A 26709-nucleotide genomic window follows, 5' to 3' on the forward strand; every position below is an offset into this window, starting at 1 on the left:
GATGGAAAAGAACAATTTCAAACTTAAATACGCGCCACACTTCGGGAGTTTTAAACATTCTGCGGGAGAGGATTTATTGGACCAAATAAAATATGCTGCCGATTTAGGGTTTACTGCTTTTGAGGACAACGCATTTTCAGGTGTGCCTTTGCCAAATTTGATGGGAATTGGAATGATGGGTCAAGAACCATCCTACCTTGATAAAATAGGAAGTACGCTTGATAAACTGAATATGCAAATGGGGACTTTTGTAATGGGACCGATTAGCTGGCCTCCAAACGCGGCATATACCTCTGGCGACCCTGCTTTACGTGAGCAATTTTTAGAGAAATGCAGAGCCTCTGTGGATGTTGCCAAACGTTTAAACGGAAAATTTATTACGGTTGTTCCAGATGCTGCCGATGCATCTCTGCCTTATGAGATACAAACGGCAAATGTCATTGAAGCCTTAAAACGTGCGGCCGACATATATGAACCTCATGGAATTACCATGGTTCTGGAGCCTTTGAGTTTTCCGCCGCAAGTCTATTTGAAGCGATCTGCTCAATGTTATTTATTGGCGAAAGCGGTTGATAGTCCATCTTGCAAGATTTTATTTGATATGTTCCACCTTCAGCAAAATGAAGGGAACCTTCTAAAAAACATGGATTTGGTTTGGGATGAGATTGGCTATTTTCAAATAGGCGATGTACCTGAGCGTTACGAACCTGGTACTGGAGAAATTAATCATGAAGTTCTTTTTCAACATATTTATAAACGATCCAAATCTGAAGGTAAAGAATTCATTTTTGGGATGGAACATTATAATTCTAAAGAAGGTAAAGAAGGAGAGGAAGCGTTATTGAATTCCTATTTAAAAATAGATAAAGTATTATAAAAGTAAAATTTCTATTTGATGGATAATTATATTATTTTCAATAATAAAAGATCTAAGTTATATGCTTTTTTAGCGGTGTTGACTCTTTGTTTTTTTAGTTGTAACCAAAACAAACAAACTAAAGAAAATATGAAAAATGAGACATCAACAGAAAAAGTAACTGAACCTAATATTACAGAGACAAACCGAAAAATCGTTGAGGATTTTGCTGATATTTTCTATACTCAAAAAAATGTAACAAAAGCTTTTGAAAAATATGTTTCAGAAGATTACATACAACATAATCCAAATATTCTAGATGGTCCTAAGGCCGCTATAGATGCCTTGAAGCCAATGTTTGACAATACTGAAGCTACATTTATAATTAAGCAGATGTTGGTAGATGGCGACATGGCCATGATTCTTATACATGCAAAAAAAGATAGTACAGTACTTGGAGGAGCCGTAGCCGATATCTATCGCTTAGAAGAAGGTAAAATAGTTGAGCATTGGGATATAAAAGAAGAAATACCTAGTAATGCCATTAATCCGCATGCTATGTTCAATACAGAAGAATAATGAAGAAATATATAACAGAATTTATAGGAAGCTTTTTCTACACTTTTATAGTATGGATGACGATTCCTACTGGTTTTGTTACTGGTGCAGGAATGATGACAAGGTTATCCATAGGAATCTCATTTGCTATATTGGTCTATGCAGGTGCTAGTATTTCCGGCGCGCATTACAATCCTGCCATAACATTGGCTGCATGGGTTCAAAAAAGAGTATCATCAAAAGAAGGTTTAATTTATATATTTTTTCAATTACTAGGAGCTGTATTAGCTGCCTTAGTAGTTGTCAAATTATTAAAAACAGAACAATTGCCGCAAGAAGCTAGTCCACTACAAAATGGAATCAAAGCATTGATTTCCGAAATTTTAGGAACTTTTTTATTGGCCTTTGTATATTTAAAAGTCATTACAAAAAAGTTAGATAACAGCTATTATGGGTTAGCTATAGGATTAACAATTACAGTAATGGCATATTCTGTAGGTACCATTTCAGGAGGCGTTTTTAACCCTATTATTTTTGTCTCTGGTGCCATTATTAAATGGTCAATTTGGTCAGATTTCTGGATTTATCTTGGATGTTTTGTAGGGGCGGTTATCGCAGGCTTTTTGTATAATCAACTAAAATTAAATAGTAAAAATTAAGTTAATATATAATATTATGAAAGAAAAAAAATATGATGCCATTGTAGTGGGGTCAGGGGCTACAGGTGGTTTTGCCGCTAAAGAGTTGTCCGAAAAAGGTTTGAAGGTTTTAGTCCTTGAGGCAGGGCCTCAACATGACGAAGCATTATTTCAAAAAACAAGTGGTGCATTTAGTAGTATTGGTTCACTTTCCAGAATAAAAGCAGGAGTTTCAGGACATCATAAACAAGCTCGTGCGTCTTTTTATTCAGAAGATAAATCATTTTTGTTTGTAAATGATTGGGATCACCCATATACATCATCTGCAGATTTCTTTCTTTTTTTAAGAGGAAAACAAGTAGGAGGTCGTTTCTTATCTTGGGGAAGGGTTGCCTTGAGGATGTCTGATTATGCTTTTAAAACATTTTCAAAAGCGGGTTCAGGTGTTGATTGGCCTATTGATTATAAAGATATAGAACCTTATTACGAGCATGTTGAAGACTTTTTAGGTCTGTATGGTGAAAATGATAATATTCCTTTTGTGCCAAACGGTAATTATATTGGTAAAGCAGGGTTAAGTACTTTAGAAAAAGAGTTTAAAACTACTGTAGAAACCAAATGGCCAGAACGTAAAGTAATACCATGGCGATATGTAAAAAAAGAAGCGACTCCAGTTGATAAAAATAATAAAAGAACAACCAGTCCTTTAGCTGCAGGTATGGCCACAGGTAATTTAGAATTAAGGTCTAATGCTATGGTTTCTAAAGTTAATACAGATCCTACTTCAGGAAAGGCAACGGGTGTAACTTACATAGATGCAGAAACAAAAGTAGAACATACGGTTAATGCGGATGTGGTGATGCTATGCGCTTCTACTGTAGAAACGATACGTTTAATGCTCAATTCAGCTGGTGGTAAACACCCTAATGGTCTGGGAAATTCTTCAGGCACTTTAGGTAAATACTTTATGGATCAAGTACCTTCATGGATATTTGGTAGCGTACCAGGAAGATTTGGTGGTGAGTTGGTAGATGCCGATAATCCAAAAGATAATCATGGCGGTATATACATTCCTCGTTCTGAGAATTTGGATAAGGTTACTAATCCAAGTTTCAAAGGTGGTTTCAATATACAAGGTATAATAGGTCGCCCAATGGTTCCGCAAGGTATGGAGTCAGTTTTTGGCTTAATGGGACATGGAGAAATGCTTCCATATAAAGAGAATTACGTTTCTGTACATAAAAATCGAAAAGATAAATGGGGCATTCCAATCCCAAATATTAATATCAAAATGTACAAAAATGAAATCAATTTGCTTAAAGCTCAAGTTCAAACTCAAAAGGATTTAATTGCCGAAGCTGGTTATAAAGTAGATTTTGCAATAAGTCCGTTAGGAATTGCTAAAGAGTATGAATTGTTACCAAAAGCACCTTGGTATGAAAGGTTGCTATTTAAACTGAACTATAAAAAAAGTGTGGCACTGGGAGCAGCTATTCATGAATGTGGAGGCGCTCGTATGGGCTTTGATCCTAAAGATTCTGTGCTAAATGCAAACAATCAAGTGTGGGATGCGCCTAATGTTTTTGTTACAGATAGTTCTTGTTTTCCAACTAATGGCTCATGTGGCCCTACATTAACTACAATGGCATTAACAGTAAGAGCTTGTGATTTTATTGCAAAGAATTTAAAATAAATATGAATTTTAATCATATCACTGAATAATAAATATAAACTTAATAATTATGGCAAAGAATCCACATTATTTTTCGCAAATGGCCCATGTTGAAGTTCTAACAAAGGATTTAAACAAGTCAGTTGAATTTTTCCGGGATGTTGTGGGAATGGATGAAACTGGGCGAGAAGTAAACTCCGTTTATTTAAGAGCATGGGGAGATTATTTTCATCATACGTTAAAACTCACGCAAAGTAAGGAATCAGGTTTAGGTCATATTGGATGGCGTGCAGATAGTCCTGAGGCCTTAGAAGAAGCTGTAGAATATCTAGAAAGTATTGGTGCAGGTAGGGGTTGGTACGATGGCGATCTTGGTCATGGCAAGGCATTTAAATTCCAATCTCCTGAAGGACATATGCATGAGGTTTTTTGGGACGTAAGATGGTTACGTGAAGAAGGTGAGCGAGGTAGCGTTTATGTCGATCGTTATTCAAGTAATCGTTTGCAAGGTGCCAACCCAAGACGTTTTGACCATGTTACCTATATGGTATCCAAAGGAGCTTATCCTGCAGAAAAGGCTTTTTGGAAAGCGTTAGGATTAAAAAATCCAGATGAAATAAGAATTTCTGATGAAATTCCACCAATAGGAGGTCTTCACACTATAGCCAACCTGTCTCACGATGTAGCTATTTTTACTGATCCTAATATTGAACCTAATAAAGCAGTCCTTAATCATATCTGCTGGAATGTAGATAGTCGTGAAGAAGTACTATTAGCCTTAGATTATTTTATTGAAAAGGGTTATAAAAGTGTCATGGGAGCTCCCACTAGACATAAAGCTGATGAAGGATTCTTTATATACATTATAGATCCTGGAAGTGGAGTTTTGTTTGAGTACTATGCATGCGCCAGGTTGGTGTTTGCACCAGACCATTTAGATGTCCATTATCTAAAAGATAATCCTAATGATGCTTGGGGTTCTGCTAATCCTTTTGCTGAAATGGGTAAAGGAAAAAAACTAGGGCTATCAGAAGATGGCACCGTTAAACCAGTAGACATTTAAAATATAATAAAAAATAAAAATAAAGAGATGTGGCATTTTTTTCCGGGCAAATACATGCCTTCCTATCAAGTAAATAGAGCGTTGACCCAGGCACATTATGGTGGTGGTGAATTTGCAGAAATAATAGAAGTTGCTGGAAATATAGATCCAGATAATCGCGAAACATTCAACTTAGAATGGTTAAAAAAAGGAGATGAGGTATATAGTTGGGCTGAAGCATATGAAAAAAACAAAAATTTTGTTTCTGCCAGACGTACATATCTTAGAGCTTTCAACTATTTGCGAACAGCAGAATTTTTCATGAATCTTAAGGACGAAAGAAAAATAACAACATATTTAAAAGCGAGACAAGCATTTATAAGAGCGATTAAATATTTTGAGGAACAACCATTGCAAATCGAAGTGCCTTTTGAAAATTCTTTTCTACCTGGTTATTTGTTTAAACCAAATGTAGTTAAAAATCCACCTGTGATGATTATGTTTGGAGGTTTGGATAGTTTAGCTGAAGAACTTTATTTTGGAATTGGGCAACACCTCAACGAACGTGGGATTGCTTTATTAGCTATGGATGGGCCAGGGCAAGGTGCAGCTCTTCGATTAAACCATATCTATTCAAGATATGATTATAATGTAGCTGGAACTACAGTTTTAGATTGGGTAATTAATAATCTTAAAAACGATGTAGATATTAATAGAGTTGGTATTTCGGGTGTGTCTATGGGAGGTTATATGGCTGCCCGCTGTGCAGCGTTTGAACCTCGTTTTAAAGTATGTATGATTTTCGGGGCAGTTTGGTCATATTATTCTGTTTGGGAAGGTCGGAATGGAAAACATCCATTGGCTGAAATAGTGCAACATATCATGGATGCTAATAGTTATAAAGCGGTACTCGAAAAACTAAAAGGCTTCACATTAGAAAATGGAGTAGCAGAAAAAATTTCTATGCCTACATTTATTATGCATGGCGGTGGTGATAAACAAAATTTTGTTGATCATGCTATAACATTAGAAAAACATCTTACTTGTGAACATAAAATGAAGATTGTACCTGATGGCGAAAGTGGCTCACAACATTGTCAAGTTGATAATTTCATGCCAACTTTAGATATGTACGATTGGATTGCAGAAAAAATTCATGCGTAAAAGATTTAATAAACTAAACTAAATAAAAGAACATATGTCATCAGTTAAAAAGGTGCTTATAGTTGGAGGAGGAATAGGAGGGCAGTCTGCTGCAATTGCTTTGGCTAAAGATGGAGTTTCGGTTGAAATTGCTGAGCGATTAGAAGCCTATAATGTATATGGTGTTGGAATCATTCAGCAAGCAAATGCTTTAAAAGCATTAGATAAAATTGGTATTGCTGATGAGGCAATGAAACGCGGATTTCCATATGGTCAAGTTAAAATGTTTACTGCTGGAGGACATGCTGTTGGTGTTGCTGGACCACCACCTATGGGGAAATATCCAAGTCATAATGGTGTTTCTAGAAGGATTTTACACGATGTAATGTATGAAGAAGCTATAAAGCGCGGTGTAAATTATCGTATGGGGCTCACTGTAAAAACCATAGAAAATAACGAAGACCATGTTTCAGTAGTTTTTACTGATGGTACTGAAGGAGTCTATGATATTTTAATTGCAGCAGATGGTATAAAATCGGAAGTACGTAAAATGGTATTTGGTGATTATAAACCGCAATATATGGGACTTTCAGTTTGGAGATATGCTTTTAAAAAGCATGAAGATTTAGATACAGGATACATATATTACGGGAAACGTAGCAAAATAGGTTTTATACCTATGTCTGAAGACAGTATGTATATGTTCTTAGTGTCATCAGAAGGAGCTGATAATCCATGGATTGAAAAATCAGCTTATATATCAATGCTTAAAGATTACCTATCAGAATATCCAGTTAAAATAGTTAATGATGTCATAGGTCAAATTACAGAGCCAGATTTAGTAAATTATAGACCATTAGAAGCTACTCATTTACCAAATCCTTGGTATAAAAACAGAGTAATTATAATTGGTGATGCTGCACATGCTACCGTACCACAGTTAGGTTCTGGTGCTGCATTAGCAATAGAGGACGCCGTAGTTCTTTCAGAAGAATTAAAGAGTAACGTTAGTGTTGAAGATACTTTTAAGGCATTTATGAAAAGACGTTATGATCGCTGTATGATGGTCGTAAATGCTTCAGAGACTTTAGCAGCTTGGGAATTATTGGAGTTTCAAGGCAAGCCTCTGCCAGAAGGAGCGCATCCTGGAAAACTAATTGGTCAAGCAGTTGGTGGTTTAATGGCCCCATTCTAATTAAGAAAAATTATAAAATGAGATTAGTTACATATCAAAATATAACAGGAACCATTAATATTGGTTGGTTGAAAGGTGATGGCGTTGTAGATATGCAAAAGTTAGATAAACGTTTGCCAAATGATATGCTAACCTTTATAGATAATCATGAGGCTTATTTCAAAATCATAAACGATAATGATTTAGAAAAGTTAGAGGCACATTATAAATTATCTGAAGTTAAGTTATTAGCGCCATTACCCAATCCAAGAAGCTTTAGAGATTATGTCGCTTTTGAAGAGCACATGCTGAACGCCTCAAAATCCTTTGGTCATAAAGTAAGTGAGGCTTGGTACGATATGCCTATTTTTTATTTTACAAACCATCAAAGTATCTATGGGCCAAACGACCAAATAAAGCGACCTGCTAAAGAAACCAAATTGGATATTGAATTAGAAATGGCGGTCATCATTGGTAAAAAAGGCAGAAACATCGATACGGATAAGGCAGACAACTATATATTCGGCTATACCATCTTCAATGATTGGACGGCACGAAGTATCCAAAAGCATGAAATGACAGTGCCTTTAGGACCTCATAAAGGAAAAGATTTTGCAAATGCGATTGGTCCATGTATTGTTACCAAAGATGAATTTGAAAAGTATCGATGCACTATTACTAGAGAAACTCATCCAGAACATTTAGCCATGCCTACACAAAAAGAGGGACGTTTTAATTTAAGAATGATAGCAAGAATAAATGGGGAAACAATCTGTAACGGAAATTGCAACACCGTCCATTGGACCTTCCCACAAATGATTGCACGAGCTTCAGAAAATGATGTGGACCTGATGCCGGGAGATATCCTGGGAAGCGGTACCGTAGGTTGGGGTAGTTTGATTGAGAACAATTTTTCAGTGCATCGCCCATTGGAGCCAGGCGATATGGTCGAATTGGAAATTGAAGGTATTGGTATTTTGAAAAACACGATTATTTAATAAGATTAAAAATTATAGTCTTTGTTTGATCTAAGTGACAAAGTAGCCTTAGTTACTGGGGCAAGTAGAGGGATAGGTAAAGCCATTGCTGAAGCATTGGGGAAAAATGGAGCGACCGTTATTGTGTCAAGTAAAGATGTAGAAGGTTGTAGAAATGTAGTTGAGGAATTTACTAAAAAAGGAATGTCTGCTTATAGCATACCTTGTGACATTACTCAAAAAAATGACATAGATGAATTAGTAAAGGTTTCTATTTCTAATTATGGAAAAATCGACATTTTAGTAAGTTGTGTAGGTTTAGCCACTGTGGAGTCTTTTTTAGAAATTGATTCCGATAAATTTAAGGAATCCATTGAAATCAATTTACAAAGCGCTATTTATTTAACTAAACAAATCTTACCAGGAATGGTAAAACGTAAAGATGGGGTAATTATTTATATTGGAAGTATAGCAGCAGTTAGAGGTAATAAAAATATTGGATTATATGGGATTGCAAAAGCTGGATTGGTACAATTAGCAAAAAATATAGCTGTTGAGTATGGACCAGATAATATTCGTGCAAACGCTATATCACCAGGTTTAATTGATACATCCTTTTCTGAATCTTTATTAAATGAAAAAGAATTTATGAAAATGCGTTTACAAAACACCCCGCTTCGTAGAGTGGGAACACCTGATGAAGTTGCTGGTGTTGCTGTATTACTCGCTTCAAAATGTGGTAGTTTTATTACTGGGCAAAATATAATAGTTGATGGAGGTACAACTATTAGTGATGGTAACTAATAAATTATTATGTCAAGGTTTAAAAATAAAGTATGTTTAGTGACGGGAGCAGCTTCTGGCATAGGTAGAGCAACTGCTATGAGCTTTGCCAAAGAAGGAGCAAAAGTTGTAGTATCAGACGTTTCTAGCAAAGGAATAGATGTTGTAGAAACCATAAAAAGTCTGGGAGGGGAAGCTTTTTATCAACATTGTGATATTTCTGATTGGCATTCTGTTGAACTATTAATAGAAAAGGTAGTAGAGGTATATGGGAAGTTAGATTGTGCTGTTAATTCCGCTGGTATTGCAGGACAAGTTTCTCAACCAATACATAGTTATCCATTTGCAGATTGGCATAAGCAAATTGCTGTTAATTTGACAGGTTCATGGTATTTTCTAAAAGCAAGTATAAACCAAATGCTCGAACAAGGTAGTGGCTCAATTGTTTTGGTATCATCAGCTGCAGGTTTGAGTGGGCATTCAGAAAACTCACCTTATTCTGCCTCCAAACATGGAATAGTAGGACTTACACGAACTGCTGCTTTAGAGTACGCTGATAAAAATATTAGAATAAACTGTGTTTGCCCTACAGCTATTGAAACACCAATGATTATGGAAGGACGAAGAAATTTAGCTCAAGACCCTGAAGCACTTATGGCTATAAATAATTACCAAGCTATGAAACGTATGGGACAGCCTGAAGAAGTCGCATCAGTTAATTTATGGCTTTGCTCCCATGAGTCTTCCTTTATTACAGGATGCGCTATGCCAGTTGATGGGGGAGCTTTATCAAAATAATTTAATCTATGAAAATTCAAAATAAAATTCATAGGGTAGTAACAGGACACACAAGAGAAGGAACTGCTATATTTACTTCCGATCTGGAGTTGGAAACAAAAATTATTCCTACCGGTGATGCTGCCATGTCCTTAATTTGGTCGACTGAGAATGTACCAGCTAATTTAAATGATGAGGCAGATGGCAGTTTTAAGCAAGCAGGAACTACATTACATGGAGGGTCTGTAATTAGAGTAGTTGATATGCTACCTGGGAACTCATCTCCTTTTCATCGCACATCTAGTATTGATTATGGCATTGTCCTAAGTGGACAGGTTGAATTGGAGCTAGATAATAATGAAACTAGAATATTAAAAGCAGGAGATATAATTATTCAAAGAGGAACAATACATCTTTGGAGAAATTTAAGTCAAGATGAAATCTGTCGCATAGTTTTTGTGCTAATTGAGGCCAAACCATATGAAGTTAATGGTAAATCTTTAGAAGAATTCATGGAACATTAACTGGGTAAGTATGGAATTTGCATACAGAGTTCATTACTTTTTAGCATGATTTTTTGCAAAAGATATTATTAATTAGTTATCAATAAAACTAATGTAGAAAATGGAAATAAATGAAATGATAAATAATGGAAGAAAATAGTCATTGTAACAAATCTTTTAATAAAATTGTTTTTTCAGAAAAGGAAACCAAAAACAGAGAGTTTGATAATTGTACTTTTAGTAACTGCGATTTTTCAAACACCTCATTTGTATCAAGTATGTTCACTAATTGTTCATTTAGTAATTCTAACTTAACAATGGCTAAATTTAACCACTCTCAATTGGATAACATTGGATTTAAGGAATGTAAACTATTAGGAGTTAATTTTAGCTTGTGTAGTGATTTCCTGTTTTCAGTGAAATTTGACGGCTGTATTCTAGACTGTTGTTCCTTCAACAGAAAAAAACTACATAATACACCTTTTATTAATTCTTCAGTAAAAGATGTTGATTTTACAGATTGTGATTTAACAAATTCGCTATTCCAAAATACAGATTTGTCAAATACCACATTTAATAGCACTAATCTTAAATCAGTTAATTTTCTCACTGCTAAAAATTATAGCATTGATCCGGAAATGAACAATATTAAAAAAGCTAAATTTTCTCATCAAGATGTTATTGGATTGTTAAGTAAATATGATATTATTATTGAATAGTTCTGTTTACATATTATAAATAAAGAACATCATCAATTTTAAATTTTTACTTGGACTAAAAGTAGATCATTGGGTATTAGATCTAATGGTTCCAATCCTTTTTAAGATAGCAATAATAAGATTTAAAAATGATTTGTATCAGTTCACTCTTGGTTGAATTTTTTTTAAATTTCAGCAATGTTTTGTTTATACAACTAAATCAATTTTGACTATATTGCATTAAATATTTCAATAATCCGAAAACTCAAAACTGCATACGTTTTTGCATACGATTTTATAATTTGAAGGGCTCGTGAGCCCAGTAAATGTGTTTAAAATTTGATAGGCACAGAGCTCATAACCCGAAGGTCACTGGTTCGAGTCCAGTTCCCGCTACTAGTAAAGGCAAGGCTTTCGAGAAATCGGAAGCCTTTTTTAATTCCGCTTAGTACAGATTAAGTACTAAATAATGTGTCAAGACCAATTGTTGTGTTTAAGCAAATATTGTAGTTAATCTATAAAGGAATAATTCTTCACTTTTAACTCCTCTGAACTGTTTCTATTATTGATAGAGATCCCATTTAATACTTTATATTAAGCCAATATCTGGTACTTTTAAGTTCGCCTGTTTTGATTAGCATTTTTTTATCAACCATATCTTTTAAATCACGAGTAGCGGTAGAAGCCGAAGTTTTTGCAATTTTTGTATAATTCTCGGCACTTAGACCACCTTTAAAGCCTTCGTATCCAGAATCGAAAAGACGTATAACAACTTTTATTTGTCGTTCATTCATAAGTGTTGTGTAGCGGTCAAAAAACTTAGCTTTTTCAATTAAAAAATCAATAAGTTTTAACGTATCGTTTTGAGCATCTAATATGGTTTGCCCAAAATATAGCAACCAATCGTTAATGTCTAAGCTCTTGTTGTTGTTTTCTAGTGTGTTGTAATACGTTTTTTTGTTACTTTCAATAGTTTTTGATAAGGATATTAGAGCAGGTTGCCCTACACTTTGTGCTACAGATTTTTCGGTAAGAGCACGTGCAATACGTCCGTTACCATCTTCAAAAGGGTGAATACACACAAAGTATAGGTGTGTAATACCTGCTTTAGCAATTGGTAATACACTATGCTCCGTTTCGGAATGCATGGTATTGAACCATAATACAAACTGCTCCATTTCTTTGAGCATGTCATGAGATGGCGGTGCTTCAAAATGAATAGTTGGTTTGTCTAAACGTCCAGATACCACTTGCATTGGGTCTTCATGAGTCCTATAGGTTCCTATGTCTTTTAAATCTCTTCTGCCATTGGTTAACATTTTATGCCAGTCAAATAATTGTTGGTGTGAGAGTGGTGTGTTGAAGTTTTTGTATAAGTCCACCATCATTTCAGAAATACCAAATTCAGCAGGCGCTATCTTTTTCTTATCAACCTTTAATCCTAGATTTCTTTTAATAGAAGATTGAATACTATCTCTGTCTAAATATTCGCCTTCAATTTCTGATGTTTTAAGTGCCTCGTTGGATAGTATTTCAACAATTAAATGTTCTTTTTCATTCTCATTTACATGTTTAAAAGCACCTAGAACAGTTCCAGTATTCTGAGAGAATTTTAACTCTAAAGTTTTTAGAGCATCCTCATCATATGTAAAATGAGGCCATTCTTTTTGTTGCCAGTTCCAAATTTTATGTGCCATGTGAGCTATAAATTTTATTTTATAGCTCAAATATAGCGATAATTTGAGCTATAAAGATGTGTTTTATTCCTCAATATAATTTTTAATTAATCTAGGATTGAATTTTTGTTTCCATAAAACGATTGTGTAATTTGTAATACAAATATTTGTATTGCGTAAAACATCTCAAAAAATTATGTAAATTTGAATTGAAAATAATTATAAATCAGAGTACACTATTGCGTACACGATTTTATTAAAATAAGGTATTATAGCGCCCAATTCGGTTGTTTTTTCAAACTCATAACCCGAAGGTCACTGGTTCGAGTCCAGTTCCCGCTACTAGCAAAGACAAGGGTTTCAAGAGATTGAAGCCCTTTTTTTTATTGTGTCTAGTACAGAATAAGTACAGAATAAGGGCATTATTGTGGCCAAAATATTAAATGTGATTATTTGTCATCATTTGCAATTAAAGGTTATGAATATTTCAATCCTCACTTTCTTTGTCAATAAAACATTCTACGCTAGACTTAGGACTTAGCCAAGCAAAAGGACAAAAAAATTTTAAGATGCGGGTGTGGTGGAATTGGTAGACACGCCAGACTTAGGATCTGGTGCCGCGAGGTGTGGGAGTTCGAGTCTCCCCACCCGTACAAAAAGCCGAAGGTTTTTTTTGATGCCCAGCTGATAGCAAAATATGGTTGGCTTTACCAAGAAGAGCTAGTTCCCGGTAATGTAAAGAGCGCCTCCCATTTAGAATTGGGTAGGTTATTGGCGCTGCGTGACCAAATTGTGAGAAACAATGCTGACCTGAAAGGAACCTTAAAAGAAATGAAAGAGCTGTTGTAAAACCCTACAACGGACTTTGGATGCATGGCCCTAAAGCGCAATTTATTCTGTTGTTTACAATTGCCGTAACAATAATAATTCATTTTTATTCAGTAAAGAGAAACAAGTGCTTAATTTTTATTTTGGCGATTTTATCTTAAAACGTGAAAGTTTAAGAAGATAATCAAGTAGTTAATAAAGTTATTTAAATGAGATGTCTGTATTCTTCTTTATCTAATTTACTAACTGTCCCATCATTCTCAACATAAACATATTCAAATTCTTCATTTTTTGTTTCCAATGGATGTGATTTTAATTGAAGTTTCAGGAAAGTTCAGTCAGAAATTCAGTCTATTTTTTTGCTACTTTGTTTTCCGCTTTTAATTCGCTTGAGTCTCTTTCGTTAAATTCTTTTCTGTTCTAGAAGCAATGCAATTCGCGGTTTGGCTAGTTTCTCATTATAAATATCGAGTCGATGGGTTGTACTCATAATTGTTAAATGCTAATTAAATGTTGTCTAATAAATCAGTTAAAACAGAATTATAGTTGAAATATTGGTTGCAAATTTCTTTTGCCCAACTACAATGTTTGGTATAATTATTATTTATCTCCGAAAATACATCAGGCAAATCCTCCATCTTTTTAAAACCAAAAAGCCCACGCCCTGTATTGAAAATTTCACTAAATCCTGTTTCCTGAACCACTACAGGCTTTGATGATGCAAGGTAAGCAGTGCTTCTTTCGCTAAACCAACCGCTATTGGAAATTACATATCCATGCTTTGCGATACTCCATTCTCCTTTCGATGCCAAAATATAATCTTTATATGATTGTGGAGTTTTTGTTATTTGTAAAGGATCACAAATATACCATCCTAAATTCTCCATTTTGCTTTTGGGAGCAGACGCGCTGCCTAGTGCTAACTCAAATTTTTCATTTGTGCTTTCAGGAAGATTTAAAAATTCATTAAATGATTTTGATTTCATTCCATATACCTGTTTGTTCCACTGTCCTGTTTTATAACTATCCCATTGCATTACGGTTGTCCAATTGCCAGTTGGGTTTGCATTGAAACATTTCCAAAGCTCGGAAACTACAGGCTGCCTGCCGGGTAGGTTTCAATATAAATCCATTTTTGGGGCTGGGATACCCTATTCGTTTTTATCTGAGAAAGATTGATTACTGTATCACTTCATCATTACTGGGAAAGAAACAGATAATCATATTGTATTAATTCGGTATTTTCAGTTCTTTGATTTCTCTTATGAATTTTTCTTTTATTTGATTTAACTTTAAAATTGCGCCTGTAGCACATTGTTTTGCCTTTTTTTTGGCAGTAAAAGAGAGGCAATAATCCATTGCATCCCCCAAAGCTTGATGGGTGATGTTTTTGGAGTTAATCAAAACAGGCCAGTTCAATAATTTTACTTGTAAGGTTATTTTAGCTCCGTCAGCGATAGGATCGACAGGGATAACAGGGACTCCATTTTTAAGTGCAAGGACAGTTCCATGCAATCGGGTAGTAATTACAACATCCATCTTGGAAATTAAGGATTCAATTTCCCCTTCAGTTTTTAACCCACCTTGATTTTTTAAAATTGCGGTATCAATCGGAACTACTGCCAATTGGCGACTATCCAAGAAGTTTTCTATCATTTTATTGACCAAATCATGCTTACTCTTTATTCCGTATTCTTTTTGTTTGTGCGCCAGTATCAAACCTACTACAGGAATTCTCGGTGGAGGTGCCAAAAAAGTAATGTCAGGATTTGAAGCCCTCGAACTATCTCTTTCGTACAGTAAGACAAAAGGGTTCCAATTCTCAAGGGAATCCAATAATGACAAATCCACACCAATTAGTCTGGCACTCGAAAAATGTCTCAACATATTTGTAACAGGATATCCATTGCCAAATGGACCACAAACAAATAGAATATCTGTATAGCGATTACTATCTGCTTGGGTCCAGTCTACGGCATTGGGAAAGGGGAACTGATGATGTACGGCAGTTTCAAATTCGACTTCCGATTCCCTAAGCCAGTCACATACTATATCCCTCGCTATTAAATCACCTGCTGTTGTCCCCATGTCTTCCCAAGAAAACCATCCGGCTACTAATATTCTCATCTTACTTTAATTTTTAAACAATCGATTTTAACTATATTTAAGTTGTTGAAAGAAAGTTTACTTTCTTTCTAGCTAGGGCATCGGCATGATTTTCCTTTATCACTTCCAATAATTTTCCTTTTTCTATATGCAGAATAACATTACAGTTGCTAAGCGTATCCAATCTGTGGGTAATCATAAAAGTAGTACGACCTTTCATCAGTCTTTCAACTGCCTCCATTACCTGTAATTCGGTATTTATGTCTAGGGAACTTGTAGGTTCATCCAATATCAAAACAGGGGCGTCTTTTATAAAGGCCCTGGCAAGTGCTATTCTTTGCCTTTCCCCTCCAGAAAGCTGCATCCCTCGTTCTCCAACCAAAGTTTGGTATCCAGATGAACATCGGGTGATAAAATCATGTGCGTTAGCTGACTTGGCAGCTTCAAGAATTTCATTTTCACTTGCATTTTTACGTCCGTATGAAATATTTTCTGCAATGGTGGAAGAAAACAAAACTGGTTCTTGAAGTACTAGACTGAACTGATTTCGGTAGTCATTTAATTTATAATCTTTAATATTGATGTTATCGAGTAAAATATTTCCCGATATTGGATCATAAAATCTTGTAATCAAATTAATCAGGGATGATTTTCCAGCGCCGGTTGAACCCATTATCCCTACCCTATCTCCTGGCAAAATTTTAAAAGAAATATTATCCAGGATATAATCACTTTCATTGTAAGCAAAACTAACTCCTTGAAACTCCACTATACCCTTTGCCCTATCTATTGAAACAGGGTTAGATGTCTCTTTTACTTCTTCCTTCTCATCAAGTAAATTATAAACACGTTCCATACTTGTCAAAGAGGATTGAATTCCATTGAGGCTTTTGCTGATTTTGTCTACAGGTGCATAAACTTGAGCCAAATAAGAAATCACCATAGTAAGTTCACCCAGAGTCATTAGACCTTGTTGAACATAAATAGCCCCCCAATATATAAATCCTGCCGTAACTGAAGCAAAGGTCATCCCTATCAAAAAATAAAAAATAGCACTGGTCCAAGCGATTGACATTTGCCCTTTCATAGCTATATCTGATTTAGCCATAAACCTGTTACTCTCCCTTTTTTCTTGGGCAAAGGCCTTTACTACTCTTAAAGACCCAAGTACCTCATGGACTACTGCCATTGCATTGCTTTCTGAATCCATCACTTTCTTCCAATCATTCTTCAACTTTTTAGTTGAATATCGGATAAGAAAGACGATCGGTAGAATTAAAAAACAAACTATGAGAGCAAACCGCCAATTGATAATAAAAATAATGATAATCATCCCAACCAAGGTAATAAATGAGGAAAGTAATGGTGATAGATTACCGATTATAAAAGTTCGGATTGATGAGGTATCAAATTGGATTTTATATATGCTATCCGAGGAACCTTTTTTATCATGATACGCCAGAGACAACCTTTGAATATGGGAAAAAAGACGCATTCTAAAACTCCTAACCAGGTTTTCCCCGGTTTGGGCATTAACAATCCATATGGTAAGGTTATATAGGTTTTCAAGAATTGCCACCAAAACAACCAAAATAACAGATATCCATACTACTGTTATAAACGTGAATTCAAAATCAAATGGGAAAAAGAAAGAAATATAGCTTGGAACGGATTTACCTCCAAAACCATTGTCTATAAGGATTTTTAAGGCCAATGGTTTCATTAAGGAAATTGGGGAAGCTAAAAAATTAAGAACAAAAATAAACCCTATGGAAGACCAATAAGGTCTCGCATCCGCAAAAGTTCTTTTCAATATAATAAATGATGGACTCATAAATACAGCTTCCTATTTGATTACTATTTCAGAGTTTATTGATTAAATAAGAAAGAACTTTGTTACTGTCAAAGAATTCATTCGCTATTTCTCTTGCAGCACGTGAATGTTTATGGTAATCAAAATTAACTTCCTCAAGTGCATTTATTGCTGAATTATGGTCAGAAAAGGCAAATAGCCCATTACCAGATGGTATATATTTTGACCATTGTGTTTCTTGTGCAATTACTGGTTTTCCTGCAGCTAAATAACAGGCAGACCTGCAGGAGAACCATCCGCTATTTGATTTAACATAAGTTTCTTTTGCTACTGAAAATTCTCCTATCGATTCATGTATAAAATTTTTGTATTGCCCCGCCGTTTTAATTGTTTTTATCGGGTCTAATAATCTCCATCCATTATTTAAAAGAACTTTTGCATCCATTTTTTTGGAATTGTCTGCCACTATAATATTAAACTTGGTCTTTGTAAATGCTTTAGGGATGTCAATGAACTTTTCAAACTCCACATCTTTTTGTCCCCATTCTTCTTGCATATATCGCATCTTTTTCCTAGTTGACCAATTCATTATTGTAGTAAAAGACCTTTTGTTAACACCAACCTCCATATCCTTCCAATATTCTAAACATATTGGTTGGCGTGTGGGCTGCCATAAAAACCCATAGGTGGGAATCCGGCATTCGGGACTGCCAATATTTTCTCCAAATGAAAAGTAATGTGTATAGTTACGCTTATAATGTTTAATAAATGTTGATTTTGATTCCTCTACATTAGATTCATCCCAATCCTGTACCTGGGTAAACATAGGGTCTGAATCAATTAAAATGCGAGTGGGGATGGACAAATATTCATCTCTCATTAATGATGACGCTGAAATATTGATAAATATATCAGCAGTTTCACATACTTTTGCAAGTTTTTGGGAGCTCATTCCAAAGCATTTTCCAGTAGCAACATCACGGTATGCCCACCTATTTTCCAATCCAAAATTCCTCATTGTTTTTTTAAGGAACTGAATAGTATCAGAAGGATCATCCCATTCTTTTCCCGGTGATTTGTAAAATGAATATTGGCCGGTATCTTCAACATAATAAACATCGTGACCCAACATCTTTAAACCTAAAGGATATTGTATATAATCCCAAGTCACACCTCCCGTAGGGTATAGTCCAATAAATCCACTTACTATTATTTTTAGGTTTCCCATTTGAACATATTATAAAAGGTCCAGAGATAAATCATAAATCAATTTTAAGCCAATCTGACTTACCAAAAGGAAAGAGATATAATTTAAAATTACGCCTCCAATTACCACAATAGCCATAAATACCAGACTATAAAAAAGCAATTGGTCAACTTCCTGACTCATCCCAAAATTTTCCATAAATATAGAAACAAATTGAGGTAAATCTTTTTTTAATAAGACATTATCAATAATAACCTTAATAGGAAGGGGTTTGCTTAACATGAATATCACACCAAGTAACGACAAGACTACTAACACCATCAAACGCCACCAGTAAGGACGCATATATTTTAATAATCGAAATACAATTTTTAAACTATTCATTAAATAGTATTTTTATTCAAAATTTCTTTGATCATCGGAAAAAGCTCTGAAATTTAATGTGGGTTCAGACCATTTTATGGAAGGGTATGATCTAATGGCTGTGATAGGTACTTCCTGATTTTCCACTAGTTCTGGTTTTTCCTCTATTATCTCTTGAATTCCAACAGATAGTAATTTCATTGCATATCGCACTGAAGCGAGTGAACCAACAATATCAGTCAAAATTTTAAGACCTAGAATTAGCGAAAATAATATTAATAGACCAGCTGTAATATAGGCCTGACTTATAAATGCCAAATACGCAACACTAGTCAAAGCCACCCAAAGTAGGGTTCCAAACCTTGAAACCGACAATTTTCTTTTAAGCTTTAAATATTGTTTTTCACCTCCATGTTCTTCAATGGTTAGCAAAGAACGAACTGAAGCAAAAAGCCCTGTTCTACTGCGTATATCCCATCGGTCAAATTCTTTTCCTGATTTTACCTTATTATTTAACCCTTCCAAATTAACTCTAATTTCGGTTAACCAATCCTCTGTCGATTTCCACGATTCCGACCAATGTTTTTCGGTCCGTTTTGCAAAAATAATTTTCAGGTTCCTTAATTGCTTTATGCTTCCACGCCAAGGAGTTAAACCATGTTTAATTCGTCCCTTTAAACGTGCAATGGGTTGAACTATATGAAGTATAGTAGTTAACCCCCAATATTTCACTTTACGGAATTTCGTGTCTGGTTTACTCACAAATACGGCTTTGCTTGCTGAAATGCCCGCTTGTAGGAAGACCACAAAAATGGACAGAAGTAGAAGTGGAGTAGCCCATAATAGCGGCGACCATTCTATTCCCAATAAAGAGATAATTCCCAAAAAGGCTATCCATAAATACCATTCAGGCATTAATGGCAAAACCCCGAAAAAACCTGTTGCTGGCTGGTACACTGATTGAAAAAGAGCTGTTCCCTGACTTCCATAAAATATTCTTTTTTTTCTGGTTTTTAAGGGTTGTGTTAATCCATTTCCATAAACACGTCCCGTCCAGGTTAAATGACCGAATACATTGTATTTTTCAGGCCATTTCTTTTCAAGTAAAGCCTCGGCTTTACCGTAACCTTGTTGTTGTTTCCAATACATTTTTATAGAATTACGACAATGGTGCCATACAAATGCAGAAGGGTGGAAGCCAATTGTATATCCCGCTTGCTGTATTCGCCAACAAGCATCTACATCATCACCAGCCGATCTGTAAACAGGGTCAAATCCATTAATCTCCAACAAGGCCGCCCTTCTAAAAGTCATGTTACATCCAGGAATATGTTCAGCCAGTTCATCAGTAGTGAGCACATGTAGTGGCCTTCCAGGCGAATTAGCCACACAATCGGCTAAAGGACCGTCGCCGGCAGGCGTTATGTTCGGTCCACCAACTCCGCCATGGTCAGAACTCATATAAGCCGATGCCAAGTATTTCAGCCACTGCGAATCAGGATAAGCATCATCATCAATATAGGCTATAATTTCCCCTGAAGCCTCATACATTCCTGTATTCCTGGCATTACTCAATCCACGATTTTCGGTGCTTATCAAGCGTACTTCATACTCACCTGCAATGTTAGGTGTAGCATCGGTAGAGCCATCGTTAATAACTATAACTTCATAATTGGGGTAATCCAAATTTGCAAGCCCTTCCATAGTATCACGAATGGTGGATGCGCCATTATAACTACAAACCACTACTGAAATTCTGGGCAACTCTCTTTCACTGGCAAAAGGAACATCGGTAAATACTTTTCCGATAACTTGTAAGGCGGGTTTTGGGTTGCGATCCCTATCGACCAATCCAAAATCCCAATCTTCTATCCAGGAACCTCCGCGCCACCATTCATCTGTCCACGAAAAAACAAATGCACCGGCACATCCTTTTTCAAAAATTGTTCGGATTTGCCAGTCTAGCATTTCTGCTTGTTGTTCTTCTCCATTTCTATGACTGTCCAAACCAATTTCAGCTAAAACCAAAGGTTTATCTCTAGTAAGATTGTGCAATCGCGCCAAATATTTTACCAGTTTTTCCTTTGTTTCTAAATAGACATTAAAACAGTCAAAATCTAAAAAGGGTAATTCTAGATATTCAGTAGTCGGAAAATTTACATATGTTACAAGTCCTTCCGGATCGATCTTCTTTACAGCTTTATACAATTTATGTAGGAAATTTGATATCTTTTTATCACCATACCACCTAACTATTGATGCCGGAATTTCATTTCCAATGGCATAGCACAAAATGGCCGGATGTTTTTCGCAACTTGATGCAGCCTCCGCCACTCTTTTAATAATTTGATTTTCCTGTGTTTTTGTATCTAAAAAAGTTAAGTGTTGTTCCCATGGTAACCCAATCATTATTTTTATATCATATAACAATGCAAGATCAAGTATCTCTTTTGAGGGTACTGTATAAGTTCGAACGGTATTTACCCCAGATTTAACCATCTGTTGAAAATCATTATCCACTGTTTTTAAATCTGGAAATTGAAAGTTATTTTCATCAGGAGCAAAAGTTCCATATGTGACTCCCTTAATGTAAAATCTTTCCTCGCTTACTTTAAGAAACTTTCCATCAATGGATGGTCTTGTTTCCTTTTTATTTATATATTTTTTCATCAGATAAGTATTAAATTAATAGAAAGTTCAGTACTGCTATTAATAAATAAGTTTTCGGAAGCATCACGTGTATCTGAATAATAAGGAATACCTTCAGGTGTTTGAGCCAATGAAGTGACATTTGTCACAAGACAAATAATTGAGAATAAGATAAATTTTGTTTTCATTATGATGTGATTGTTGGTTAATCAATTTTACCACAACATATATGTATATTAAATTTGGTATAGATTTGGAAGGACTCTATTTGTCCTAATATCTCAAAGACAAATTTCGGAACTTAACGAGGCAGCAAGCATAGCTACCATTAAGATTCCTTTTTTTGTGTTTTTAATTTCTTTTTTCATGATTTGGTATTTTTTAACGTTCAACACTATAAAGATATATAGGTTTTTAAGTCTGTATAACATTGATATTTACCGATTTATATGCTATTTTATCTGTTATTTAATTATTATTTTTATGTTAAATCAATTTAGCATAGATGCTTGTTAATTGGCTGTATTATATGAAATGAATTACAAATTGGAATGATATACTATTAATGAAGATTTTAAAGCTTTGGATGGATCAATCCCAAAAGTTGTGTGTGAAATGAAAATAGAATGAGATCTTTGCGGAAAAAACGCAGCGCTTTGGAATTATCATTGGACCTATTGAAGTTTATACTACCAGAATTGTTGGTAACGCACTTTGACCTAGTTTCCCATAAAACGGAATCAGGAACGCTTCATTTATGTTTTGAAGAAAAGAAAGACACCCCTAAAGAAGAAAAACATCGCATTTTAACAGCCCATGTTTTTCATAAAGAGATTATCATCCAAGACTTTCCATTGCGAGGGAAGTCGGTATACCTTCACGTTAAGCGTCGACGTTGGCTGGATAAGGGCAGTGGCGTGATAGTGCAAAGAGATTGGGATCTAGTAGCACAGGGAACTCGAATGACCATTGAGTTCGCTGCTTTTTTAAAAGTACTTGGTCAATACGAAAACCTCTGACTGCCATACCATAGGTGGTTTTTATGGGGTCAACGGCAAGAAACTACAGCGGCAATACCGAGATTACCTGAGTGATTTTAAAGATTGGGAGCAAAAGAAACACGCCAAAGAGTGGCTCATATTCCCTGAGATTATGGGGCCTTATCTCTCTATTGACGAAACGGCACTCTCCAAGGGGGAACTCTACACCATAATCACCAACAAGAAAGCTAAAGGTAAGAAAGGGTCCATAGTGGCTATTTTTTCAGGAACCAAGGCAGAGCCCATTATAGGGCAATTGCTAAAGATCCCTGCCAAGAAAAGGGGCAAGGTCAAGGAGATTACCTTGGATATGGCAAACTCCATGAAGATCATAGCTAAAAGGCGCTTCCCAAAGGCCATACAGGTCACCGACAGGTTCCATGTACAAAAACTCGCTCTGGAAGCCCTTCAGGACATACGCATCAAACACAGATGGGATGCCATTGACCTGGAGAATGAACAGGTAAAACAGGCTAGGGAAAACAACAGGACATTCACTCCGGAAGAATTCAGTAATGGTGACACAAGAAAGCAACTATTGGCCAGGAACAGGTATTTGCTCTACAAAGCTCCCAATAACTGGACACGGAACCAATCCGAAAGATGTGAGGTACTATTTGCCCAATATCCTGATATAAGGATGGCCTTTGACCTGGTGCAGGGGCTGAGAAAAATATTCAACACGGCAACATCTATCGAAATTGCCTATACAAAACTAGCGCATTGGTATAAAGATGTTGAAAATACAGGCTTTAGCCTTTAATACAATCGCAAACACCATAGCTCTCAATTATAGGTCGATCCTTAACTATTTTATAAATAGAAGCACAAATGCATCAGCAGAATCCTTTAATGCTAAAATAAAAGAGTTTAGGGCACAGTTCAGGGGCGTGAAGAATGTAGAATTCTTCCTTTATAGATTAACTACCATTTTTGCATAAACACAACAATTGCTCATGATCCATTAAAATTTTAGTGTCTGATTTTGGTAATAAGAATACGTTTATTTTCATAATTTTGGAATTATTGGTTAACAAATTTCACCTCAAAAAATGTGATATAGGTATACTAAATTTAGTATTGACCTGAACGGGTTCAATATGTCCTAAAACGTGTAGATTAGTTGGTTAATGGTAAGTTAATATATTTTTTTTAAAGACATGCATCTAAATATCTTCATTTTTTCGATAAGATGTTTTTTATGACGTTCAAGCGTTCTCGTCGTTATACGTTCAGTTACAGTAACTAATATCAATTTTAAAATAATATTCAAAAACCCTTCAGGATCCTGAAGGGTTTTTGAATTTAGTTTTTTTAATGATTAGTATTTGATTAGTAGTTCTGAAAGCCATGTTTTTACTCTAGACTAATTCTATTGTGTTGAACATGGGTTGCCGACAATTTCAGCGTTCCAGACTACATTTTAGTTACCGTGAACCCTGTTCTATTCACCTTCTTCTTTGAATTCAAGAAGTGCCTCTTATATTAAATTTCAATTCTTACCGACTTCGAACCAGTTGTAACAAAGGACATTTAAAATTCCAATAACTAAAATAATTGCCAATTTAATGGATCAAATACTCTCTGAATTTATTTTCAGTGAGTAACGTTAGTTTGCTTTTTCAAAAAATTTATCATTTGCTAATGGTTTGGTCATGATGAAGCACGATGCCGATGTTACGGGACTGCACAAAGTGTGGGCTTTTAACACTGGTTTTTTACGACGCTTCACCCGCATTGCCGTGTAGCCTATGGTTAGTGACTATTCTATTTGTTATCTATTAATAATTAACTTAGCATTTGTCTTATTGCCGTATAAATCTATAAGGATTAGTTGGTAAAAACCTGACACATAAATTTCAATTTCGGTTTGTCTTTCTGTTATTTTTGATGAAATTATTAGCTGGCCCAACAAGTTATACACCTTCAAATTACCCTCAAATTCTGTTTCTATAATTACTTTGCAGTTACTTGGGTTAGGATAAATTTTGAACGTTGGTGTATCTGAAAAATCATCTATTCCTAAAATTGGGTTAAAATTTGCTACCAAATTTCTGTTATCAGAAATAGTGAAAGTGTAAGAAACATTTGAGCTAATAACATTTCCGTTTTCTGTCTAATTTACAAAAGTGTAATCCGTGTTTGCAGTTGCAGTAATCGTAACACTCGCACCACTTGCATAAGTTCCATCACCCGTTGTGATACCTCCTGTTAGTGGATTTGACGAGGTTATTACGGTATAGTTTGTGGTAGTGCAAAAAGTATTCAGAGAGGCAACAGTTGGAGCAGATGTAATAGGATTCAGGGCAAAGCTGCGATATGCAGTTGCTTGTGCAGCTGTGGAAGAAGGTGGCAGCAGAAACGAATAGCTCTAACAGGACCGTTTTTAGAAGTAACTATCGGTCCGTTTGCGTTAGAAAAGGTGTTTTCAGTGCGGGCACATTGATTAATTGCCACAAAAGCCTGCTGATATTCTTAACTCATCCTCAATCCATCTGCCTGTAAATCTCATGCTGTAATTTTCCGTGCTAACGGTAGAATTTTCGGTGTTATTTGAACCTGTACAAACTTCATAGGTCGACTGATAATTAGATGCGTAGGTGAAATTATAGTTCACATAAGAAACGCCTGCACTTTGGCTGAGTGTTCCGTTTTGCTGAAACAGATACACATACTCACTGGGGAAAGTTCTGTTTTTTATTGTTTTGAGAACACAGGCTATTATTCATTGAAGTTGGCACTATACCTGTCCAGTCAGGACATTGTGTATGTGCAGGAGAGCCCCGTCAAAATAAAACGTTCCTTGGGGATAGTAAAGGAAAAAACCGACCCTCTTGAACTACCCCCAAAAAGTTAGACACTATTTGGGGGTATTTTTATGGAAAGAAAAGTCAAATACAGTTATGAATTCAAACTAGAATGTGTTGAATTGGTTTTAAAGAAGCATTTATCAAATCAAACTATTTCTAAAATGATAGAAGTTTTTAAAGCCAACATTACTAAACAAAAGGAATCAAGAGAAATTCTTGAGAAACTAAATCAAACGTTTCCTAAATATAAAATCAACTTCGATCTTGAAAATTGCGATAACATTTTACGTATTGAAAACCCAAGCGGGGAAGTTCATAATGACAATGTTATTCAATTAATTAATAATGTTGGGTTTTTTATAGAACCGCTTACAAATGAGTTTCCAGCTGCTGAAAAACGAATAAAACTATAATGTAAACCCGTTGTGCATTATGATTTAAAAGAAAAAAGTTGTCCATATTACTGATAATCAGTAAATTGTTTTAGCGATAAAACATTAATTATGAACAACTTAAATGCAAATTACGAAAGAATATTGGAAGTATTACAAAAAATATCAAAAGAACAACTTTTGGACTATCAAAGACGTCGACCGAAGCTGAGTGATTTGGAACTGATTTGTTTAAGCTTAACAGCTGAATTTATGGGAATAGATAGTGAGAATGATTTATTTAGAAAGCTCCCTGTCATTATTGCCTCAAAAATAGACAGGAGCGTCTACAATCGAAGAAGACGGAAATTAGTAGGTTACATGGATGATATCCGATTAAGATTAGCCTCTCATTTTAATGAATTTGAAGATTATTTTATAGTGGACAGTATGCCTTTAGAGGTTTGTAAATTATCACGAAGTTCCCGTTCGAGAGTCTGTAAAGAGGATGCCTATGCTTTTCCTGACAAAGGCTATTGTGCCTCCCAAGGTTCCAATTATTATGGTTATAAGCTGCACGCCGTCTGTTCTATTAAAGGTGTTTTTCAAAGTGTCGATTTGAGCCCTGCATCGGTACACGATGTCAATTACCTTAAGGACATTAAAGCACAAATGGGCGATTGCACTTTAATTGGAGATAGAGGGTATCTATCAGCAGAAATACAGCTCAATTTGTTTGAAACCTGTAACATAAAGCTAAATACACCTATGAGAAGCAATCAAAAAGATTATAAAAAACAACCTTACATTTTCAGAAAAAAGAGAAAAAGAATAGAGACATTGTTCTCACAATTATGTGACCAATTTATGATAAGACGTAATTATGCCAAGTCTTTTCGAGGATTTAAGACTAGGATCCTATCTAAAATAGCGGCCCTTACAACAATTCAATATATCAATAAGTTTATTTTTGATAGAAACATCAACAATATTAAAATTAGCATTATTTAAAATGCACAACGAGT

The 26709-nt window shown here is 35.3% G+C and carries 27 protein-coding genes and 1 tRNA gene; 18 read left to right on the plus strand and 10 right to left on the minus strand.

Going from position 1 to position 26709, the window contains the following annotated elements; genetic code table 11:
- Position 1 precedes the first annotated feature (1 nt).
- The 12 genes from CSW08_RS12915 to CSW08_RS12970 all read left to right on the plus strand — a co-directional run bounded on the left by CSW08_RS12915 (position 2) and on the right by CSW08_RS12970 (position 10842).
- The gene (locus CSW08_RS12915) at positions 2–877 is read left to right on the plus strand and encodes a hydroxypyruvate isomerase family protein (protein ID WP_157831481.1); all 876 of its coding nucleotides are present in this window, start codon (positions 2–4) and stop codon (positions 875–877) included.
- Positions 878–1006: 129 nt separating this feature from the next.
- Complete coding sequence (locus tag CSW08_RS12920) at positions 1007–1435, plus strand: nuclear transport factor 2 family protein (RefSeq protein WP_157831482.1); 429 nt, start codon at positions 1007–1009, stop codon at positions 1433–1435.
- Positions 1435–2073 carry an MIP/aquaporin family protein gene (locus CSW08_RS12925; RefSeq protein ID WP_106660292.1) on the plus strand — a complete coding sequence of 213 codons (639 nt, stop codon included), beginning with the start codon at positions 1435–1437 and terminating at the stop codon, positions 2071–2073. The genes CSW08_RS12920 and CSW08_RS12925 overlap by 1 nt, the downstream gene beginning before the upstream one ends.
- A 16-nt stretch (positions 2074–2089) precedes the next feature.
- Entirely contained in the window at positions 2090–3745 is a 1656-nt protein-coding gene (locus CSW08_RS12930) for a GMC oxidoreductase (protein ID WP_106660293.1), read from the plus strand.
- Positions 3746–3794: 49 nt separating this feature from the next.
- Positions 3795–4787, plus strand: coding sequence for a VOC family protein (locus CSW08_RS12935; protein ID WP_106660294.1), 993 nt, complete (start codon positions 3795–3797; stop codon positions 4785–4787).
- Positions 4788–4814: 27 nt separating this feature from the next.
- Positions 4815–5930, plus strand: coding sequence for an alpha/beta hydrolase family protein (locus CSW08_RS12940; RefSeq protein ID WP_106660295.1), 1116 nt, complete (start codon positions 4815–4817; stop codon positions 5928–5930).
- Between the two features lie 34 nt (positions 5931–5964).
- Positions 5965–7104 carry an FAD-dependent monooxygenase gene (locus tag CSW08_RS12945; RefSeq protein ID WP_106660296.1) on the plus strand — a complete coding sequence of 380 codons (1140 nt, stop codon included), beginning with the start codon at positions 5965–5967 and terminating at the stop codon, positions 7102–7104.
- Between the two features lie 17 nt (positions 7105–7121).
- Entirely contained in the window at positions 7122–8081 is a 960-nt protein-coding gene (locus CSW08_RS12950) for a fumarylacetoacetate hydrolase family protein (RefSeq protein WP_106660297.1), read from the plus strand.
- 21 nt (positions 8082–8102) lie between these two features.
- Positions 8103–8864: an SDR family NAD(P)-dependent oxidoreductase gene (locus CSW08_RS12955; protein ID WP_106660298.1), complete on the plus strand. Its 762-nt coding sequence runs from the start codon at positions 8103–8105 to the stop codon at positions 8862–8864.
- A gap of 9 nt (positions 8865–8873) precedes the next feature.
- Positions 8874–9641, plus strand: a complete 768-nt coding sequence (locus CSW08_RS12960; protein ID WP_106660299.1) for an SDR family NAD(P)-dependent oxidoreductase — start codon at positions 8874–8876, stop codon at positions 9639–9641.
- An 8-nt stretch (positions 9642–9649) separates the two neighbouring features.
- Entirely contained in the window at positions 9650–10144 is a 495-nt protein-coding gene (locus CSW08_RS12965; RefSeq protein WP_106660300.1) for a cupin domain-containing protein, read from the plus strand.
- 125 nt (positions 10145–10269) lie between these two features.
- The gene (locus CSW08_RS12970) at positions 10270–10842 is read left to right on the plus strand and encodes a pentapeptide repeat-containing protein (RefSeq protein WP_106660301.1); all 573 of its coding nucleotides are present in this window, start codon (positions 10270–10272) and stop codon (positions 10840–10842) included.
- Between the two features lie 560 nt (positions 10843–11402).
- Here CSW08_RS12970 and CSW08_RS12975 read toward each other — a convergent pair.
- Positions 11403–12518, minus strand: a complete 1116-nt coding sequence (locus CSW08_RS12975; protein WP_106660302.1) for a Fic family protein — start codon at positions 12516–12518, stop codon at positions 11403–11405.
- Positions 12519–13068: 550 nt separating this feature from the next.
- Here CSW08_RS12975 and CSW08_RS12980 point away from each other — a divergent pair.
- Positions 13069–13150, plus strand: a tRNA-Leu gene (locus CSW08_RS12980).
- Positions 13151–13831: 681 nt separating this feature from the next.
- On the opposite strand, the gene CSW08_RS12990 is transcribed toward CSW08_RS12980, so the two are convergent.
- The 6 genes from CSW08_RS12990 to CSW08_RS13015 all read right to left on the minus strand — a co-directional run bounded on the left by CSW08_RS12990 (position 13832) and on the right by CSW08_RS13015 (position 21484).
- Positions 13832–14311: a hypothetical protein gene (locus CSW08_RS12990; protein ID WP_157831483.1), complete on the minus strand. Its 480-nt coding sequence runs from the start codon at positions 14309–14311 to the stop codon at positions 13832–13834.
- 244 nt (positions 14312–14555) lie between these two features.
- Positions 14556–15452 (minus strand): polysaccharide pyruvyl transferase family protein, encoded by an 897-nt coding sequence (locus CSW08_RS12995; protein ID WP_106660304.1) that lies wholly within the window; start codon positions 15450–15452, stop codon positions 14556–14558.
- 37 nt (positions 15453–15489) lie between these two features.
- The gene (locus CSW08_RS13000; RefSeq protein ID WP_106660305.1) at positions 15490–17265 is read right to left on the minus strand and encodes an ABC transporter ATP-binding protein; all 1776 of its coding nucleotides are present in this window, start codon (positions 17263–17265) and stop codon (positions 15490–15492) included.
- Between the two features lie 28 nt (positions 17266–17293).
- Positions 17294–18472 (minus strand): hypothetical protein, encoded by a 1179-nt coding sequence (locus CSW08_RS13005; RefSeq protein ID WP_106660306.1) that lies wholly within the window; start codon positions 18470–18472, stop codon positions 17294–17296.
- Between the two features lie 9 nt (positions 18473–18481).
- Entirely contained in the window at positions 18482–18835 is a 354-nt protein-coding gene (locus tag CSW08_RS13010; protein ID WP_106660307.1) for a hypothetical protein, read from the minus strand.
- Positions 18836–18847: 12 nt separating this feature from the next.
- Positions 18848–21484 carry a glycosyltransferase gene (locus tag CSW08_RS13015; RefSeq protein ID WP_106660308.1) on the minus strand — a complete coding sequence of 879 codons (2637 nt, stop codon included), beginning with the start codon at positions 21482–21484 and terminating at the stop codon, positions 18848–18850.
- Between the two features lie 605 nt (positions 21485–22089).
- Between CSW08_RS13015 and CSW08_RS13020 the strand changes: the two genes are divergently transcribed.
- Genes CSW08_RS13020 through CSW08_RS18555 form a run of 3 tightly spaced genes read left to right on the plus strand, consistent with a single transcriptional unit; the run spans position 22090 to position 23444 of the window.
- Positions 22090–22482, plus strand: coding sequence for an ISAon1 family transposase N-terminal region protein (locus CSW08_RS13020; protein ID WP_394337033.1), 393 nt, complete (start codon positions 22090–22092; stop codon positions 22480–22482).
- The gene (locus CSW08_RS13025) at positions 22460–23266 is read left to right on the plus strand and encodes an ISAon1 family transposase (protein ID WP_449394568.1); all 807 of its coding nucleotides are present in this window, start codon (positions 22460–22462) and stop codon (positions 23264–23266) included. The genes CSW08_RS13020 and CSW08_RS13025 overlap by 23 nt, the downstream gene beginning before the upstream one ends.
- Positions 23238–23444: a transposase gene (locus CSW08_RS18555; protein WP_449394570.1), complete on the plus strand. Its 207-nt coding sequence runs from the start codon at positions 23238–23240 to the stop codon at positions 23442–23444. Before CSW08_RS13025 ends, CSW08_RS18555 begins: the two co-directional genes overlap by 29 nt.
- 833 nt (positions 23445–24277) lie before the next feature.
- Here the strand turns inward: CSW08_RS18555 and CSW08_RS18525 are convergent.
- The 3 genes from CSW08_RS18525 to CSW08_RS18130 all read right to left on the minus strand — a co-directional run bounded on the left by CSW08_RS18525 (position 24278) and on the right by CSW08_RS18130 (position 25174).
- The gene (locus CSW08_RS18525; RefSeq protein ID WP_157831484.1) at positions 24278–24553 is read right to left on the minus strand and encodes a T9SS type A sorting domain-containing protein; all 276 of its coding nucleotides are present in this window, start codon (positions 24551–24553) and stop codon (positions 24278–24280) included.
- Between the two features lie 66 nt (positions 24554–24619).
- Entirely contained in the window at positions 24620–24808 is a 189-nt protein-coding gene (locus CSW08_RS18530) for an InlB B-repeat-containing protein (protein ID WP_394337035.1), read from the minus strand.
- Between the two features lie 141 nt (positions 24809–24949).
- Positions 24950–25174 (minus strand): hypothetical protein, encoded by a 225-nt coding sequence (locus CSW08_RS18130; RefSeq protein ID WP_157831485.1) that lies wholly within the window; start codon positions 25172–25174, stop codon positions 24950–24952.
- A gap of 207 nt (positions 25175–25381) precedes the next feature.
- Between CSW08_RS18130 and CSW08_RS13040 the strand changes: the two genes are divergently transcribed.
- On the plus strand, positions 25382–25726 hold the full coding sequence (locus tag CSW08_RS13040; RefSeq protein ID WP_238987262.1) for a hypothetical protein: 345 nt from the start codon (positions 25382–25384) through the stop codon (positions 25724–25726).
- Between the two features lie 90 nt (positions 25727–25816).
- Positions 25817–26695, plus strand: a complete 879-nt coding sequence (locus tag CSW08_RS13045; protein ID WP_106658080.1) for an IS982 family transposase — start codon at positions 25817–25819, stop codon at positions 26693–26695.
- Positions 26696–26709 lie beyond the last annotated feature (14 nt).

Source organism: Confluentibacter flavum (assembly GCF_002843175.1).
GTDB lineage: Bacteria > Bacteroidota > Bacteroidia > Flavobacteriales > Flavobacteriaceae > Confluentibacter > Confluentibacter flavum.